At 68.5% G+C, this 16,757-nt stretch carries 16 protein-coding genes; 7 read left to right on the top strand and 9 right to left on the bottom strand.

Annotated features, from left to right (window positions below; genetic code table 11):
* Positions 1-27: 27 nt before the first annotated feature.
* Positions 28-945, top strand: a complete 918-nt coding sequence (locus DW298_RS17830) for an EamA family transporter (protein ID WP_136043818.1) — start codon at positions 28-30, stop codon at positions 943-945.
* Positions 946-952: 7 nt separating this feature from the next.
* Here the strand turns inward: DW298_RS17830 and ffh are convergent, their stop codons facing one another.
* The 4 genes from ffh to DW298_RS17810 all read right to left on the bottom strand — a co-directional run bounded on the left by ffh (position 953) and on the right by DW298_RS17810 (position 4,316).
* Complete coding sequence (gene ffh, locus DW298_RS17825; RefSeq protein ID WP_136043817.1) at positions 953-2,512, bottom strand: signal recognition particle protein; 1,560 nt, start codon at positions 2,510-2,512, stop codon at positions 953-955.
* Positions 2,513-2,525: 13 nt separating this feature from the next.
* The gene (locus DW298_RS17820) at positions 2,526-3,032 is read right to left on the bottom strand and encodes an RNA polymerase sigma factor (RefSeq protein WP_136043816.1); all 507 of its coding nucleotides are present in this window, start codon (positions 3,030-3,032) and stop codon (positions 2,526-2,528) included.
* Entirely contained in the window at positions 3,029-3,664 is a 636-nt protein-coding gene (locus tag DW298_RS17815) for a hypothetical protein (protein WP_136043815.1), read from the bottom strand. The genes DW298_RS17820 and DW298_RS17815 overlap by 4 nt, the downstream gene beginning before the upstream one ends.
* A gap of 64 nt (positions 3,665-3,728) precedes the next feature.
* The gene (locus DW298_RS17810) at positions 3,729-4,316 is read right to left on the bottom strand and encodes a TetR/AcrR family transcriptional regulator (protein WP_136043814.1); all 588 of its coding nucleotides are present in this window, start codon (positions 4,314-4,316) and stop codon (positions 3,729-3,731) included.
* 94 nt (positions 4,317-4,410) lie between these two features.
* Between DW298_RS17810 and lipB the strand changes: the two genes are divergently transcribed.
* Both lipB and lipA read left to right on the top strand, forming a co-directional pair.
* On the top strand, positions 4,411-5,064 hold the full coding sequence (gene lipB / locus DW298_RS17805; RefSeq protein ID WP_136043812.1) for a lipoyl(octanoyl) transferase LipB: 654 nt from the start codon (positions 4,411-4,413) through the stop codon (positions 5,062-5,064).
* Positions 5,061-6,050, top strand: coding sequence for a lipoyl synthase (gene lipA / locus DW298_RS17800; RefSeq protein WP_136043809.1), 990 nt, complete (start codon positions 5,061-5,063; stop codon positions 6,048-6,050). The genes lipB and lipA overlap by 4 nt, the downstream gene beginning before the upstream one ends.
* A gap of 36 nt (positions 6,051-6,086) precedes the next feature.
* Here lipA and DW298_RS17795 read toward each other — a convergent pair whose 3' ends face one another.
* The 3 genes from DW298_RS17795 to smc are packed head-to-tail and all read right to left on the bottom strand — an operon-like array spanning position 6,087 to position 11,104.
* Complete coding sequence (locus DW298_RS17795) at positions 6,087-6,587, bottom strand: DUF2004 domain-containing protein (protein WP_136043807.1); 501 nt, start codon at positions 6,585-6,587, stop codon at positions 6,087-6,089.
* 44 nt (positions 6,588-6,631) lie between these two features.
* Entirely contained in the window at positions 6,632-7,504 is an 873-nt protein-coding gene (gene ftsY / locus DW298_RS17790; RefSeq protein WP_136043805.1) for a signal recognition particle-docking protein FtsY, read from the bottom strand.
* A 54-nt stretch (positions 7,505-7,558) separates the two neighbouring features.
* Positions 7,559-11,104 carry a chromosome segregation protein SMC gene (gene smc / locus DW298_RS17785; RefSeq protein ID WP_136043804.1) on the bottom strand — a complete coding sequence of 1,182 codons (3,546 nt, stop codon included), beginning with the start codon at positions 11,102-11,104 and terminating at the stop codon, positions 7,559-7,561.
* Positions 11,105-11,630: 526 nt separating this feature from the next.
* On the opposite strand from smc, the gene DW298_RS17780 reads away from it, so the two are divergent.
* From DW298_RS17780 to DW298_RS17765, 4 genes are all read left to right on the top strand, one after another.
* Positions 11,631-11,912 carry a hypothetical protein gene (locus DW298_RS17780; RefSeq protein WP_136043803.1) on the top strand — a complete coding sequence of 94 codons (282 nt, stop codon included), beginning with the start codon at positions 11,631-11,633 and terminating at the stop codon, positions 11,910-11,912.
* Between the two features lie 61 nt (positions 11,913-11,973).
* Entirely contained in the window at positions 11,974-13,053 is a 1,080-nt protein-coding gene (locus tag DW298_RS17775) for a GNAT family N-acetyltransferase (protein ID WP_136043801.1), read from the top strand.
* A 101-nt stretch (positions 13,054-13,154) separates the two neighbouring features.
* On the top strand, positions 13,155-13,850 hold the full coding sequence (locus tag DW298_RS17770; protein WP_136043799.1) for an ABC transporter ATP-binding protein: 696 nt from the start codon (positions 13,155-13,157) through the stop codon (positions 13,848-13,850).
* Complete coding sequence (locus tag DW298_RS17765; RefSeq protein WP_136043797.1) at positions 13,847-15,169, top strand: FtsX-like permease family protein; 1,323 nt, start codon at positions 13,847-13,849, stop codon at positions 15,167-15,169. The genes DW298_RS17770 and DW298_RS17765 overlap by 4 nt, the downstream gene beginning before the upstream one ends.
* Before the next feature lie 39 nt (positions 15,170-15,208).
* Here the strand turns inward: DW298_RS17765 and mutM are convergent, their stop codons facing one another.
* On the bottom strand, positions 15,209-16,072 hold the full coding sequence (gene mutM / locus DW298_RS17760) for a bifunctional DNA-formamidopyrimidine glycosylase/DNA-(apurinic or apyrimidinic site) lyase (protein WP_136043796.1): 864 nt from the start codon (positions 16,070-16,072) through the stop codon (positions 15,209-15,211).
* Positions 16,065-16,757, bottom strand: coding sequence for a ribonuclease III (gene rnc / locus DW298_RS17755; protein WP_136043795.1), 693 nt, complete (start codon positions 16,755-16,757; stop codon positions 16,065-16,067). The genes mutM and rnc overlap by 8 nt, the downstream gene beginning before the upstream one ends.

Genomic DNA, 16,757 nt, shown 5'->3' with positions numbered 1-16,757 from the left:
TGCGAGCGGGCGGCGCACGCTGGAGACATGAATCGCCTGATGCTCGTGCTGCTCACCGCACTCGCCCCCATCGCGTGGGGAACGACGTACCTCGTCACCACCGAGCTGCTTCCGCCGGGGCACCCGCTCTTCGCCGGTCTGCTCCGCGCCCTCCCGGCCGGGCTGCTCGCCGTGCTCATCAGCCGCCGCCTGCCGCACGGCTCATGGTGGTGGAAGTCCTTCGTGCTCGGAGCTCTCAACATCGGCGCCTTCTTCCCCCTCCTCTTCCTCGCGGCCGAGCGGCTTCCCGGCGGAGTCGCGGCGGCGGTCGCGGGAGCTCAGCCCTTTATCGTGCTGGCGCTCGGTGCCCTCGTCCTGCAGGAGAAGATCAGACCCCTCACCGCAGCGGCCGCCGTCATCGGAGCGGGCGGGGTGGCACTCGTCGTCCTGGGGCCGGCTGCAGAGCTCGACTTCTGGGGGGTGCTGGCCGCCATCGGCGGCGTCACGGCCACGGGGGCGGGCATGATCCTCACCAAGCGCTGGGGACGGCCGGACGGGGTCGGTCCGGTCGCGTACGCCGGATGGCAGTTGTCGGCCGGGGGCCTGCTGCTCCTCCCGCTCACGCTCGCTGTCGAAGGCGTGCCCGCTGAGATCGATGGTGGCGCCGCGCTCGGCTATCTGTGGCTCGGCACCGCGGGTGGGATCGTCGCCTACACGCTGTGGTTCCGCGGTGTCCAACAGCTCCCCGTGATCGCACCGGGCCTGCTCGCGCTGCTCTCCCCCATCGTCGCGACCACCCTCGGTGTGCTGGTGGCGGGCGAGCGCTTCACCGGAATCCAGGCGATCGGCCTCGCGCTGACGATCGGCGCGCTCATCCTCGGACAGATCGTCGCGCGGCCGTCGTCCGCAGACGCCAGGAGATCGCGGAAGACCTCGTCCGCAGCCGCCCTGGCTGCTCCGCGCTGAGTGCGACTCAGCCCTTGCCGAACAGCTTCTGGATCTCGGCCAGGTCCGCTTCGCTCGGCGCCTGACCCGCGCCTCCCCCGAGGCCGAAGCCGGAGCCGGTCGGCGTCGAGGTCGCGGTGATCCCCGCGTTCTCCGCCGCACGCTTTGCCGGGTTGCCCGAACGGGAGCCCTTCGATGCCTTGCCCTTCTTGCCACGCTTCGAGGAGGCTCCCGGGCGGCCCATCCCGGGTACCGCGCCCATGCCGGGAATGTTCGGGGTGCCACCGCGCGCAACCGTCTTCATCATCTTCGCGGCCTGCTCGAAACGCTGGACGAGCTGGTTGACGTCGGTGACGGTCATGCCGGAACCGCGCGCGATGCGCAGACGACGCGAGCCGTTGAGCACCTTGGGGTTGCGACGCTCCCCCGGCGTCATCGAACGGATGATGGCCTCGGTGCGGTCGATCTCGCGCTCGTCGAAGTCCTCGAGCTGCTGCTTCATCTGCCCCATGCCCGGGAGCATCCCGAGCATCTTCTTCATCGAGCCCATCTTCTTCATCTGCTGAAGCTGGTCGAGGAAGTCCTCGAGGGTGAAGGCCTCGGTGGCGAGCTTCTCGGCCATCTTCATGGCCTCTTCCTCGTCGAAGGCCTGCTGGGCCTGCTCGATGAGGGTCAGGATGTCGCCGAGGTCGAGGATGCGGCTCGCCATGCGGTCCGGGTGGAAAGGCTCGAGGTCTTCGAGACGCTCACCCGTCGAAGCGAAGATGATCGGGCGGCCGGTGACCGAAGCCACCGACAGCGCCGCACCACCGCGGGCGTCGCCGTCGAGCTTCGAGAGGACGACGCCGGTGAAGTCGACGCCCTCCTGGAAGGCCTTCGCCGTGTTCACGGCATCCTGACCGATCATCGCGTCGATGACGAACAGGACCTCATCGGGGTCGACGGCCTTGCGGATGTCGGCGGCCTGCTTCATGAGCTCGGCATCGACGCCGAGACGGCCCGCCGTGTCGATGATCACGACGTCGTGCTGCTGACGACGCGCGTACTCGACGCCCTCGCGCGAGACCTTCACGGGGTCGCCGACGCCGTTGCCGGGCTCGGGCGCGTAGACCGCGGCACCCGCCTGCTCGGCCACCACCTGCAGCTGGTTGACGGCGTTCGGGCGCTGGAGGTCGGCCGCGACCAGGAGGGGAGTGTGCCCCTCCCCCTCGAGCTGCTTAGCGAGCTTGCCCGCGAAAGTCGTCTTACCGGAACCCTGCAGACCCGCGAGCATGATGACGGTCGGCGCGGTCTTCGCGAACTGGAGACGCCGCTGCTCGCCGCCGAGGATCTGCACGAGTTCCTCGTTGACGATCTGCACGACCTGCTGCGCGGGGTTCAGCGCCTTGTTGACCTCGTCACCGAGGGCGCGTTCGCGCACCTTCGCGGTGAACTCCTTGACGACGACGAGCGCGACGTCGGCGTCGAGCAGAGCGCGACGGATCTCGCGCACTGTGCCGTCGACGTCGGCAGCAGTGAGCTTTCCCTTCGTGCGCAAGTTGCGGAAGGTCTCGGTGAGGCGATCGGAGAGCGTGCCAAAGGTAGCCATGGTGCTGTCGATTCTACGCGAGTGGAGCCTCCACACTCAGCGCGGCACGGAGTTCCGCCTTCGCCCTCTGGTAGCGCCCTCGCGCCGTCGAGGCAGGAATACCCATCAGCTCCGCCGCATCCGTCAGCGAGAAGCCGTCCCAGTGCACCAGACGGACGAGTTCGGACAGGTCGGGGTCGAGTCGAGCGATGGCGTCGCGCACCTCACTACCGGTATCGGCCGGTGCCGCTGACAGCTCCTCCGCGGTGTGGGAGCGGATGCGGTCAGCCAGTGCCCACCGCCTCCGCTCCCCCCGTGCGTGGTTGAGCAGCGTTCCGCGCGCGACGCCGAAGAGCCACATGCGTGCACGCTCCGAGTCGGTCGGAAGCTGACGGACTCGCCGCCACGCGACGACCATGGTCTCCCCCAGGAGGTCTGCGGCGTCGTCAGGGCCGACTCGCCGAGACAGGTACGCGAGCAGGTCCGACGCGTTCGCCTCGAAGACAGCGATGAGCGCCGCGTCCTCCGGGTGCCGGCTCATAGCGCACCACCCTCGCCGCCCCAGTCCTCACCCTCGCAGTGCAGCTGACTGTGCGCGTCCGAGCCTTCCAGGTCACCGCGTCCGGTGTCGAAGCCGTTCGCCTTCAGCTCCTCGTAGAGCGCCATGGAGAGGGCCTGATCGTGCGCCCGCCACGCATTCAGGTCGGCCGCCCGAGGATCCGAGATCGCCTCCTCCGAGCCGGCCATGTCCGCCTCGACGGCGGCGAGATACTCCGCCACGTAGGGTGCTGCGGCCGCCTCGACGTCCGTGTTCGCGAACCACTCGTCGATGATCCGATCGACCTGGGACTGCGTGAGCGGGTCGTGTGTATCCCAACCGCTGTAACGGATCTCGCACTCGCCCCAGGTGGGTGACGTGTAGGAGTAGCTGCGGTCAGGGTTTTCCAGCCCCGCATTCCAGAGCCAATCCGACGACGCGGTCGCGATACCCGCACCGCCGGCGAGGAGGAGCCCCAGCGCTCCGCTCAGCACCGCGGTGCGACGCTTCTTCCGTGGCGGACGCACGACGGTCTTCGCTTCGGCGAGCATCGCGCGCAGGTCCGCCGGTTCGATCGCCGCGTGGGGCGCCGGGGCCGACGACGCCAGCAGTTCGTCCAGATGGTCTCGCATCATGAGTTCCTCCTCAGGGGTGGGTTCACTCATGACCTGTCCGGTTCGCGACGTTTCGTCCGCGGAGTCACTCTCGCCAGGGAAGGTCGTTGATCACCTGGAGCGCGTCGTGCAACACCGCCTCCGGCGTTCCTCGCCCCGCACCCTGCTCGGCCCAGACACGCAGGGCCGACAACACCGCTGCGGCATACGCCGCGCCGAGGATGTCGGCACGGATGACGTCGATCCCCGCAGTTCGCGCCGCGGCGGCCACGGCATCGGACAGCCTCGCCAGGCGGAGCCCCGTGTCCCGCACGAGCTCATCCTGCAATCCCATCGCCGTGGCGTTGCGGAGCGCGAGGGCGAGCGGGTCCGGCTCGAAGCCGTGCACGACGAGCAGCAGGATCCGGCGCACCGTATCGCCGGATGCCCCACCCCCCAGCGCGCCGAGCGACCGGATCGCCTCGCCGATGCGCTCGTCCACGCCGGACCAGAGCACGTCGCTCTTCGATGTGAAGTAGTTGAAGAAGCTCGACCGGCTCACCCCGGCGCGCTGGGTGATGTCCGCCACCGAGGTCGCCTCGTACCCGCGCTCCAGGAAGAGCTCGCACGCCGCCTCAGCGAGCGTCTCTCGCGATGACGCCTTCGGGCGCCCCGCCCTGCCGGTGGAATTCATGCCCTCACGCTACCGCGGCGCGGCCCGAAGGCCCCTCGGTGACCAACCGAGGAGTATTGTTGCCCTCAGTCCATTTATAGAGAAGGAGAGCGTGATGCTCGACATCCTCACTCCGGGGTTCGCTCCGACACCCGTGCCGTACGTCGAAGGGTGGGAGCTGCAGAGACGCGTCCATGCCGACGTGGTCGCGGGCAGCCGTCCGGACACGCTGATCCTCCTCGAACACGAGGCCGTCTACACCGCGGGCAAGCGGACCGAGCCTCAAGAGCGGCCGCAGGACGGCACCCCCGTGATCGACGTGGACCGCGGGGGCAAGATCACCTGGCACGGCCCCGGCCAGCTGGTGGGATACCCCATCGTCCGACTCGTCGAGCCCATCGACGTCGTCGCGCATGTGCGCCGACTCGAGCGGATTCTGATCGATGTGCTGCGACCCTTCGGCGTCGAGGGGTACCAGGTCGACGGCCGGAGCGGCGTGTGGGTGCGCCGCCCGCTGTCGGAGGACAAGGTCGCGGCGATCGGCGTGCGCGTCCAACAGGGCGTGACCATGCACGGCTTCGCGATCAACTGCGACAACTCCCTCGCCGGATTCCGCGGCATCATCCCGTGCGGCATCACCGACGCCGGGGTCACGACGGTGAGCGAGGTGACGGGGTCGAGCGTCTCCCCGGTCGACATCGTCGATGCCGTGCGGGAGGCGTTCATCGTCGAGTACGCGGGAACGACACTGGCGGGAGCACGCGCATGACCGCCGCCCCCGAGGGGCGCAAGCTCCTCCGTCTCGAGATCCGGAATGCCGAGACGCCGATCGAACGCAAGCCGGAGTGGATCAAGACCAAGGCGAAGATGGGTCCGGAGTACACCGCACTCCACTCCCTCGTGAAGAGCGAGGATCTGCACACGGTCTGTCAGGAAGCCGGCTGTCCGAACATCTACGAGTGCTGGGAGGATCGCGAGGCGACATTCCTCATCGGCGGCTCTCAGTGCACCCGTCGATGCGACTTCTGCCAGATCGACACCGGCAAGCCCGACGCCTACGACACCGACGAGCCTCGCCGCGTCGCCGAAAGCGTGGCCCGCATGAACCTGCGCTATGCCACCGTGACGAGCGTCGCCCGCGACGACCTGCCCGACACCGGCGCCTGGCTCAACGCGGAGACCGTGCGGAAGATCCACGAACTCAACCCGAACACCGGAGTCGAGCTGCTGGCGAACGAGCACAACGCCGACCCTGCCTTCCTCGGCCAGATCTTCGACGCCCGCCCCGAGGTGTTCGCTCACAATGTGGAGACGGTGCCCCGCATCTTCAAGCGAATCCGTCCCGCGTTCCGCTATGAGCGCTCCCTGAACGTCCTCACCCAGGCACGTGACGCCGGACTGATCACGAAGTCGAACCTGATCCTCGGCATGGGCGAGGAGCCGGAGGAAGTCGTCCAGGCCCTCAACGATCTGCACGAGGCCGGGTGCGACATCATCACGATCACGCAGTACCTCCGACCCACGCCGCGCCACCTCCCGGTCGCGCGATGGGTGAAGCCGGCGGAATTCGTCGAGTTCAAGGAGGAGGCGGAGCGAATCGGCTTCCTCGGCGTGCTGGCAGGCCCCCTGGTGCGGTCGTCGTACCGCGCGGGACGCCTGTGGGCGCAGTCGATGGTGTCCAAGGGACGAGAGATCCCCGAGCACTTGTCGCACATCGCGGAGAGCGCCGACCTCGGGTTCGCGCAGGCCGTCTGATCGACCGCCGTCCCGGGTGCGCCCCGGGGCGGCGGCTCAGTCGGCGCTCATCACCGACTGCACGGTGCCGTCCGAGCCGAGGTTCACGAGCAGGACATCATCGGATGAGCTGTCGTCCAGGGCATATTCGAGGACTGCGAACGGCTCCGAGCCGCCGTGCTCGTCGGCGAGGATCGTCATGCTCATCAGTCGCAGCGAGCGGATGATGTCCACGGCCGCATCCCCCGACACATCGACGAGGACCTCGGGGAGTTCGTCGCCGTATGCCTCCTGCTGCTGGAGGATGTACTCGGTCACCTCGCTCGTGCGGTCATCGACCTCGGCGAGCATGCCGCGACGTGCGGTGTCGTCGACGTTCTCCAGTCCGGCGATCAGACCCGCGGCGATGTCCAGTGCGTCCGACGACACGTCGTCCTGGTCCGGAGCGGTCAGGTCGACGGTGACGCTCTGGTCTCCGAGCTCGACGGTCTCCGACCAGAAGATCGAGCCGTCGGGGCCCGAGGACAGGAGTCCGAAGTAGTCGTGTTCGATCGCCATAACGCTATGAAACCAGCCTCGTGCTCACTGCGGTAGTCCCGTCATCAACCGACCAGCGATTGGACGAACACATGGGGGGTGAATCCGGTGAGATCATCGATTCCCTCGCCCTGGCCGAGCAGCTTGACCGGGATGCCCGTGCGCTCCTGGACAGCGAGCACGAACCCGCCCTTGGCCGACCCGTCGAGCTTCGTGAGGACGAGGCCCGTGACGCCCGCGTGCTCGAGGAAAGCCTCGGCCTGCATCACGCCGTTCTGGCCCGTCGTGGCATCGAGGACGAGCAGCACCTCGCTGATGGGAGCCTGCTTCTCGATGACGCGCCTGACCTTGGAGAGCTCGTCCATGAGCCCGCCCTTGGTGTGCAGACGCCCGGCGGTGTCGATGATCGCGATCTCGATGCCTTCGCGCTTGGCGTACTCGACGGTCTGGAAGGCCACGGATGCGGGATCCTGCCCTTCTTGCTGCGGGCGCACGATCGCCGCTCCCCCGCGCTGCGCCCAGGTGGCGAGCTGATCGACAGCTGCCGCACGGAATGTGTCCGCGGCGCCGACGACCACGCTGCGCTGGTACCCACGCAGGAACTTCGTGAACTTTCCGATGGTCGTCGTCTTGCCGACGCCGTTGACGCCGACGACCAGCACGACTGCCGGACGCTCCGTGAGCTTGAGCGTCGTGTCGAACTTCGCGAAGTGCTCCTCGAGAGTCTCGCGGAGCATGCGCTGGAGGTCGCGAGGATCGGTCGTGCGGTACTTGTCGACCTTGGCCCGAAGTTCGTCGACGACGCGCTCACTGATGTCGGGGCCGAAGTCCGCGGTGATGAGGGCGGTCTCGAGGTCCTCCCACGTCGTCTCATCGATGGTGGGCTTGACGAACATGCCGCGCAGTGCGCGACCGAGAGACCAGGACTTCTCCGCCATCCCTCCAGCCTACGGGTAGCGCGGGCCGAAAAACGCCTCCCCGAGCGAGGCGGGTCAGACGGCAGCTGCGGCGCGATCCCCCACACGCTGTCCCACGACCGCGGACACGCCGTCCTGGCGCATCGAGACACCGTAGAGGGCGTCAGCGATCTCCATCGTGCGCTTCTGGTGCGTGATGATCAGGAGCTGCGAGCTCTCGCGCAGCTGCTCGAACACCGTGAGCAGGCGACCCAGGTTCGCATCATCGAGCGCGGCCTCGACCTCGTCGAGGATGTAGAACGGGCTCGGCCGCGCCTTGAAGATCGCCACGAGCAGGGCGACCGCGGCGAGTGAACGCTCCCCACCGGAGAGCAACGACAGCCGTTCGATCTTCTTCCCGACGGGGCGCACCGACACCTCGATGCCGGTGGTCAGCATGTTCTCGGGATCGGTCAGGGAGATGCTCCCCGTGCCGCCAGGGAACAGCAGCGGGAAGACCTGGCCGAAAGCCTCCTTCGTGTCTTCGAAGGCACTCGCGAAGATGGTCTGCATGCGCTCATCGAGGTCGGCGATGATCGTCAGCAGGTCCTGGCGCGTCTGCGTGAGGTCGGCCAGCTGCTCGGTGAGGAAGGCGTGGCGCTGCTCGAGCGCCGCGAACTCCTCGAGCGCCAGCGGATTGACGCGTCCGAGCTGGGCGAGCTTGCGCTCGGCGTCGGCCAGCCGGCGCTGCTGGATGCGACGATCGAACGGGATCGCCGTGTCGTCGAGCAGCTCATCCGCCGGGGGTTCGACTCCCGGATCACGAGGTACCAGCTGATCCGGGCCATATTCCGCAACGAGAATATCTTCGTCGAGGGAGAGTTCCGACGACACGCGCTCGAGCAGACTGTTGAGGTGCAGCTTCTTCTCGTGGATCTGCAGCTCGAGGCCGTGCACGCTTTCGGTCAGACCCGCGAGGCGCTCCCGCAGCGACGTCTCCTGAGCGCGGAGCCCGACGAGCTCCTCGTTCTGGGCCGAACGCGCGGCCTCCGCCTCGGCCAGGGCCACGCGGGCCTCGGTGACCGACCGGTCGAGGGAATCGAGGATTCGCGGCAGCTCCTCCGCGACGCCCGACGCCGCTTCGCGCTGGGCACGACGGATGACCGCTCGCCGCGCCGCTTCGGCCGCGGCGTCGCGCTCCTGCTCGCGCTGCCGTTCGAGGCTCGTGACCCGCGCCTGAGCCGCACGCACGCGTTCACGCAGCGTCTCGATCTCCAGCCTCGCCCGCACCTCGCCCTCGCGCGCCAGCTCCAGTGTTTCGAGCAGCCCGTCTCGCGCAGAGGCGTCGAGGACGGGACGCGGAGCCGCGATCGCCTCGTCCAGCGCTGCCTTGGCCGTCTCCGCCTTCGCCTCGGCATCGGATACCGCGGCCTGCGCCTGTGCGAGTCCGGTCTCCAGTCGCTCGCACTCGGCCACCGCTGATTCGTGGCGGACGGTGACCCGGTTCACCTGCTCGGCGTGGGTGGCGAGGGCCGCGTCGTGCTCGCGCAGTGCGCGGAGCGCGTCCTTGGCCTGTCGTCTGGTCGTCTCGACCGCTTCGTTCGCGTCCTCACGCGCCTCGCGCAGCGAGTCCACCACGATCTGGATCTCTGCCAGCCGCTCGGCCGCCGCATCCCGCTCGGCCGCGAGCTCCAGACGAGATCGCTCGCCCCCGGATCCGGTGCGCAGCGTCTGGGCGGTGATCACGTCTCCGCCGACCGTCACGATCGTCGTCGATGTATCCCCTGCGCCGTCGAGCGCGGTGCGCGCGGCACGGGCGGAATCCAGATCGTCCGCGATCAGCACGTGCGACAGGATGCCCAGCACACCATCGGGGGCCGTCACGGTCTCGACCGCGGGTGTGACCCCTTCGATCGGAGCGGCCACCGGCTTCGGACGCAGTGCGTCGGCGACGACGAAGTCGACGACTCCCCGGCGGTTCTCGGCCGCCTCCGCAGCCTGGGCGAACGCATCGGCGGCGGTGTCGATCAGTACGCCCTCGGTGAGCGGGCCGAGCACAGCGGCGATGGCCGCTTCGAAGCCGGCGCGGACTTGAACGGCGTCTCCGACGAGTCCGCGAACGCCCTTACCGCCGGCCTTGACGATCTCGGCGGCGCCGCCCGACAGCGCCAGAGCACTGCTCAGGGCTGCGGCCTTCGCGGTCAGTGAGTCGACCTCGCGCTCAGCCGCGTGCAGCCGTTCCCGCAGAGTCTCCCGCTCGGCCTCCGCGGCCGTCGCCGCTCGCTGCGCACTGTCGTAGGCCGCTGCGTGTTCGACGGCGGTGCCCTCGGGCGCTTCGGCATCGTCGATCGCCTCGAGCGCCTCGGCCGCCTCGCGCCTGCGCGCGTTCGCCGCCTCCAGTGCGTTCTCCTGGCGAAGCACCGCGCCGCGCACGGCGGCGAGAGCCGATGCCGCGGCGTCGGCCGTACCGCGCAGCGCCGAGAGACGCATGTCGTACTCCGACACGAGCGCACTTTGCTCGGCGATGTCCACATCGAGCGTGTCGAGCTCGGCCCGGGCATGGACGACGTCCCGGCTCGCTGACGCGGCGGCGTCCTGCGCGTCGCCGAGGCCGGCGGAGATCACGTCTATCTCCTCCTTCGCCTCGTCGATCGTGGCCTGGGTCACCGTGACGGCGGTGACGGCGGCGTCGTCGTCTTCGGAACCGAGCAGTGCCAGGCGCTGGTTCGCGAGCGTGTACAACCCGCGCATACGCTCCTGAACCTGCTCCAGACCGAAGGCCACGCTCCGAGCCTGATCGACGGCGACCGAGTTCTGATCCTGTTCGAGCCGCGCGATGCTCGCTCGCACCGTCTCTGCCTGGTCGGAGAGGACGAGCCGCTCCGTGTGGCGTTCGTGCTCTGTGCGGGTGTGGTCGGCGAGGGCGGTGCGCAACGCGACGACGTCGTCCGCGAAGATCCGCGCCTTCGCATCTCGCACGACGGCAGCGATCGTCTGCGCCTCCCGGGCGATCTCGGCCTGGCGACCGAGTGGCTTGAGCTGACGGCGGATCTCCCCCGCCAGGTCGCTGAGACGCGTGAGGTTCGCCTCCATCGCGTCGAGCTTGCGAAGGGTCTTCTCCTTGCGGCGGCGGTGCTTGAGAATTCCCGCCGCCTCTTCGATGAAGCCTCGTCGGTCTTCCGGAGAAGCCTGGAGCACCGTGTCGAGGCGCCCCTGGCCGACGATCACGTGCATCTCCCGACCCAGTCCGGAGTCGCTGAGCAGCTCCTGGACGTCGAGGAGTCGGCATCCTTCGCCGTTGATCGCGTACTCGCTCGACCCGTTGCGGAACAGCGTGCGACTGATCGTCACTTCGGCGAACTCGATCGGGAGGGCGCCGTCGGCGTTGTCGATCGTCAGCTGCACTTCGGCGCGCCCCAGAGGGCCCCGCGTCGAGGTACCCGCGAAGATGACGTCCTCCATCTTGCCGCCGCGGAGCGTCTTCGCGCCCTGCTCACCCATCACCCAGGCGAGGGCGTCGACGACGTTCGACTTGCCGGATCCGTTCGGACCGACGATGCAGGTCACGCCGGGTTCGAAGACGAAGCTCGTCGGCTGCGCGAACGACTTGAACCCTTTGAGCGTCAGGCTCTTCAGATGCATGCGGGCACCGCTCGTCCGGGGAGAATCACGCCGCTACGCTACCGGAATCCCGGGCCTCAGCCGTCATCCCGCGCGGGCGTTCATCGAACCGGTACCGCTCGGCGACACGCCGTGGGAGAGGAAAATGCTTGACGCTGCCCGACGGAGTTCGCTACCGTGTCCTCCGGATCGACGCACGAAAGGAGGTTACCGATGATGATGATTCAGCTCAACGCACAGGCCACTGGCCTCAAAGCGCCAGCGCACTTCGTGCCGCGCCCTGCGTTCTCGGTGACCGCCGGCGTCCGCTTCAGCGCGCTCTCGTAGCAGCGCACCCCGAGAATCTCGGCCCATAGTGGGCCTTCTCCGGTCGGTGCACCCGCGCCCCACCCTCTGATCCGCGTCCGGATCACGGATCTCGCCGCATTCGGCGCCCACGTCCCGTGGCCCGAATGCTGCCCACCCTCGCACCCACGCGTCACGCGCCCCACCGGCGCGCGACGCCTCCTGCTCTTGCACTCCCTCACCTCTTTCAAAGGACTCTCTCGTGAACACCACGTTGCGCCGCAACATCACCCACCCGCCCGATACCGAGGACCGCGAGGTCTTCCAGATCCCCCGCGACGACGAGCTCCGCCGGTTGGCGCTCTCAGATCGCATCTCCCTCCGGATCGGCCTGTGGCTGCTCCAGCGATCTCAGCGCCCGCGGCGGCAACGTCGCACCGTGCACATCGAGTCGGCGGAACTGCTGATCACCGAACAGCGTCGCCGCGCCGAGCATGAACTGGGCGTCCTCACGGCATTCGCCCTGCAGCGCGGGATCCGCTGATTCTCGGAACCAGCGGACGACGATCCCCCCTTCCCGTTGAACCCCCACAGTAAGGACTGACATGACCATCGTTGAACCGACGATCACTCCCCTGATCGTGCCGGCCTCGATCGACGACGACACGGCAGCGGAGTTCCGCGCATACGGCGAGCTCAACCGTCAGATCTGTGATGAGCAGGTCGGACTTCCCGGACTCGCTCTGGAGGCCGCACAGGTCCTGCCTGGTTGGCAGGACGACACCGATTCGCTGGACCGCGGCTTCGTCGCCCGCGTCGACGGCGAGATCGTCGGCATGGTGACCATCTCCTTCGCGCAGGAGGAGGAGGCGAACGCCGGCGAGATCGACATGCTGGTGCCCGAGGCGAACTGGGGCCGCGGAATCGAGAATGCGCTGCTGGCGCACGCCGAGGACGAGGCCCGGGCGCGCGGTCGCAGCGTCGTGCAGCTGTGGAGCCTGCACCGGCCGGAGGAAGCCGAGCGCATGCTCGAGCCGCGGACGGGGTGGGGCCGGATTCCGGCCACACCCCTGAGCGATCTCGCCGAATCCGCCGGATACACGCTCGAGCAGGTCGAACGGAACAGCGAGTTCGACCTGCATTCCGACCCGACGCTTCTGCGCACGGCGTTGGCGGAGGCGAACGCTCACGCCGGTTCGGAGTACCGCACCCTTGAATGGATGCTTCCGACGCCTCCGGAACTGCGCGCGGGATACGCCGACATTCTCGCGCGGCTGTCGACGGACGCCCCGAGCGGCGAGATGGACTTCGTCGCTGAGGTGTGGGATGCGGATCGCGTGGCGCGGCGAGATGCACGGATCATGGAGTCCGGGCGCGTCGTCTCGGTCGTGGCCGTGCAGCACGTCCCCACCGGGGACATCGTCGCCTACAACGAGCTGCTGATCGGGACCGACCGCACCGGCGTCACCCATCAGTACGGCACCCTGGTGTCGAAAGACCACCGAGGCCATCGGCTCGGGACGGTCGTGAAGTGCGTCAACCTTCTCCGGTGGCAGGAGTTGATGCCGGAATCGCCCGTCGTCTCCACGTTCAATGCGGAGGAGAACCGCCCCATGCTCAGCATCAACGAGAAGATCGGCTTCCGTCCGGTCTCGTACGCCGGAGCGTGGCAGAAGAAGCTCTGATGGGCGTGCGGACCCGATCTCATTCTGGAGGATGAGGCCGGGTCCGCATCCTCATCCGCCGGAGCGACGACACTCGCCGGCGCGGTGACGAAAGTGGAGATATGAACATCCCCGTGATCGAAGCCCATGCCCTGACCAAGACCTTCGGGATGACGCGCGCTCTCGCCGGAGTCGATCTCGCGATCCACCGCGGCGAGTCCGTCGCGATCATGGGCGCCTCGGGTTCGGGCAAGACGACCCTCTTGCACGTACTGGCCGGAATCACCGCACCCGATGCGGGCAGCGTCCTCTTCCGCCCCGCAGAGGGCGCTCCGATCGAGATCACCGCGCTCAACGAGTCCGCGCGTTCCCGTCTGCGCCGTGAGCGGTTCGGATTCGTGTTCCAGCAGGGACTGCTCATCCCGGAGTTGACGGCAGTGGAGAACGTCGCCCTCGCTTCGATGATCAACGGCATCCGTAGGCAGGATGCCATCCAGCACGCGGCGTCCTGGCTGGCCGCGCTCGGACTCGCGGGCATGGAGGACCGCCGGATCGGCGAGCTCTCCGGCGGTCAGGCACAGCGCGTCGCGATCGCCCGCGCGCAGGCGACCGGCGCGGAGCTCGTCTTCGCCGATGAACCGACCGGCGCACTCGACTCGCGCACGTCGTCCGAGGTCATGGACGCCCTGCTGTGGTCGACCACGAGCCAGGGTCGGACCCTCGTCGTGGTCACCCACGACCCCGAGGTCGCCAGTCGCTGCACTCGCACGATCGCCGTCCGCGACGGACGCATCGTCTCCTCGGCGGTGGCCGCGTGAACCGCAACGTCCTCGTGCTGCTGCTGCGCCCCGCCCCCGGGCAGAACAGCGTTCTCGCCCTTCCCGTCGTCGCGTTCGGCGTGGTGACCACCCTGGTGTTGACGGTGATCGGCGGCGCCCAGTCGTTCTGGGGCTGGACCGATCCTGAGGCCCCCGTCTACCAGGCCCTAGCTGCGATCGCGCTCGTCCTCCTGGTCGTTCCGCTGATGTCGCTCGGCGGCGCAGCCGCCCGACTCTCTGCCCGGCGACGAGATGAGCGCCTCTCGACCCTGCGTCTGCTCGGGGTCTCCCCCGCAGGGGTCACGGTCGCCACCGTCGCCGAGTCCGTTCTGGTGGCCGCAGTCGGAGCCCTCGCCGGTGTCGTCGGCCACCTCGCGCTGAGTCCGCTCATCGGGCTGATCCCGTTCCGCGGTGAGGCACTCGGCTTCGGCGCGGTCGTGCTGCCCCCGGCTCAGATCGCGATGGTTCTCGCGAGTGTGCTCCTCCTCGCCTCGGCGAGTGCGGTCGTCGGCCTTCGTCGTGTGGTGATCTCCCCGCTCGGAGTCCGCACCCGTGCCACGACCAGCAACGTGCACTGGATCCGCGCACTGATCGCGGCCGGCGCCATCGCGATCGCCGTGGTGCTCATCAAGGTCTTCCCCTCCATCGGCGGGTTGGTCACGACCATCGTCGTCCTGGCCGGGCTCTTCGCCGCCGCGCTCGCCGTACTCAACGTCGTCGGTCCGTGGGTCCTCAAGGTGACGGCGACACGCCAGCTTCGCCGCGCCGAACAGCCGGAACGGCTGCTCGCCGCACGCCTTGTCCTCGACTCCCCGAAAGCCGCGTGGCGGCAGGTGGGCGGCATCGCGATGGCGAGCTTCATGGCTGTCTTCGCCGGCACGGGCGTGGCACTGATGAACGTGATGACGGGGCCGGAGGCGTCGGAGTCCGACTTCGCCCTCGCCGGCGACATCCGCACCGGGCTCATCATCACCCTGATCGGCTCGTTCCTCATGGTGGCGGCATCCGTCGGAGTCAACCAGGCGTCCGACGTGCTCGATCAGCGCGAGCTGCACCGCAGCCTCCACCATCTGGGCATGCCGCTGGACACCGTGGACCGCGCACGGAGGCGTGCGATCATGTCACCGCTACTGGTGACGGCGATCGGCTCGGCGCTGGTCGCGGCCGTCCTCGTGATCCCCCTGATCGGGATCGCCCTGATCACGGCACCGCTCTCGCTCCTCACGATCGCCGCCGTGGTCGCTGTGGGGATCGGCACCGTCTGGGCGAGCACCTGGGCGACCCGTCCGCTGCTCCGTGGAGCGTTCCAGCCGGCGTGACCGACCTCGACGCCGTCGACCCGCTCCGTCGGAAGCAGGTCAGCGGCGTCGTTGGCAGGACGGGCAGAAGTGCGAGCCCCGGTTCATGAAGCTCTCGCGCACGATAGCCGTTCCGCAGCGCGGGCAGGGTTTGCCCTGTTGGCCGTAGGCATTCAAAGAATGCGCGAAGTAACCCGCCTGCCCGTTGACGTTGACGTACTGCGCGTCGAAGCTCGTCCCGCCCTCGGCCAGTGCCTTCGCGAGCACGATCCGCACCTCCGCCAACAGGCGATGGACCGCCCGGGAGGATAGGTGATTCGCCGGTGTCTCCGGATGGATGCGGGCCGCCCAGAGGGACTCGTCCGCATAGATGTTCCCGATCCCACTCACGACGCCCTGATCCAGGAGGACCCGCTTGATCGCGCTGCCGCGTCGGGCGAGAGCCGCGCGGAACGCCGCGTCGTCGAACTTCTCGTCCAGGGGATCACGCGCGATGTGCGCGACCTGCGTCGGGATCGGCGACTCCCCGTCGTCGATCAGAGCGTCGACGGCGAGAGAACCGAAGGTGCGTTGGTCGGCGAAAACGATGGCCAGTTCGCCGTGCGCGGGGTGCTCGATGCCGATGCGCACGCGTTCGTGCCGTTCCGCACCGGCGGTCGGTGCCCGAAGCAGCATCTGTCCACTCATGCCGAGATGTGCGATCAATGCCGACCGGGAATCGTCGAGCGGGAGCCAGAGGAACTTTCCGCGGCGGGAAGCCGCGGTGAAGCTCCTCCCCTCCAACCTGCCGACGAAATCGGCGGCACCGGCCGTGTGGCGGGTGAGCGCACGCTCATCGAAGACGCTGACCGAGGTGATCAGGGAACCGACGGCGGCCGGCTCGAGGCCGGCGCGGACGACCTCGACCTCGGGAAGCTCAGGCACGCTCGCTGAGCGTGCGCCAGGCGCTGAGGGCCGCCGCCATCTCAGCCGTCTTCTTGCTGCTGCCGCGGCCGGTCATGCTGACGTCGCCGACAGACACCGTGGCGGTGAAGCGGCGGTCGTGATCCGGGCCGCTCGCCTCCACCGAATACTGCGGAGGCGTCGCGCCGACGCGAGCGGCGAGCTCTTGCAGGCTGGTCTTCGGGTCCATGGCCGCGCCGTAGCGTTCCGGATCTGCGAGCAGAGGCTTGGTCAACCGCAGCACGAGCGCTGTGGCGGCCTCGGGGCCGGCCGACAGATACGTGGCGCCGATCACGGCTTCCATCGTGTCGGCCAAGATCGAATCCTTATCCCGACCGCCGGTCTGCTCCTCGCCGCGTCCCAGCAGCAGATGACTGCCGAGATCGATGCCGCGAGCGACCTCCGCGAGAGCGACGGTGGAGACGACGCTCGCGCGCCGCTTCGCCAGTTCCCCCTCGTCGAGGTCGGGGTGCGTGGTGAAGAGCATCACCGTCACGGCCTGACCCAGCACCGAGTCGCCGAGGAACTCCAGGCGCTCGTTGTGCGGGATCCCGCCGTGCTCGTACGCGTAGGAGCGGTGGGTGAGGGCCAACTCCAGAAGCTCCGCGTCGATATCGACGCGGAGCTTATCTGGGAGAGGTCTCGTCCCCCCGGGGACCTCCGTCAC

Origin of the sequence: Microbacterium sp. A20 (assembly GCF_004794515.1) — a bacterium.
Taxonomy (GTDB): domain Bacteria; phylum Actinomycetota; class Actinomycetes; order Actinomycetales; family Microbacteriaceae; genus Microbacterium.
This window is presented reverse-complemented; position numbering and strand designations above follow the sequence as displayed.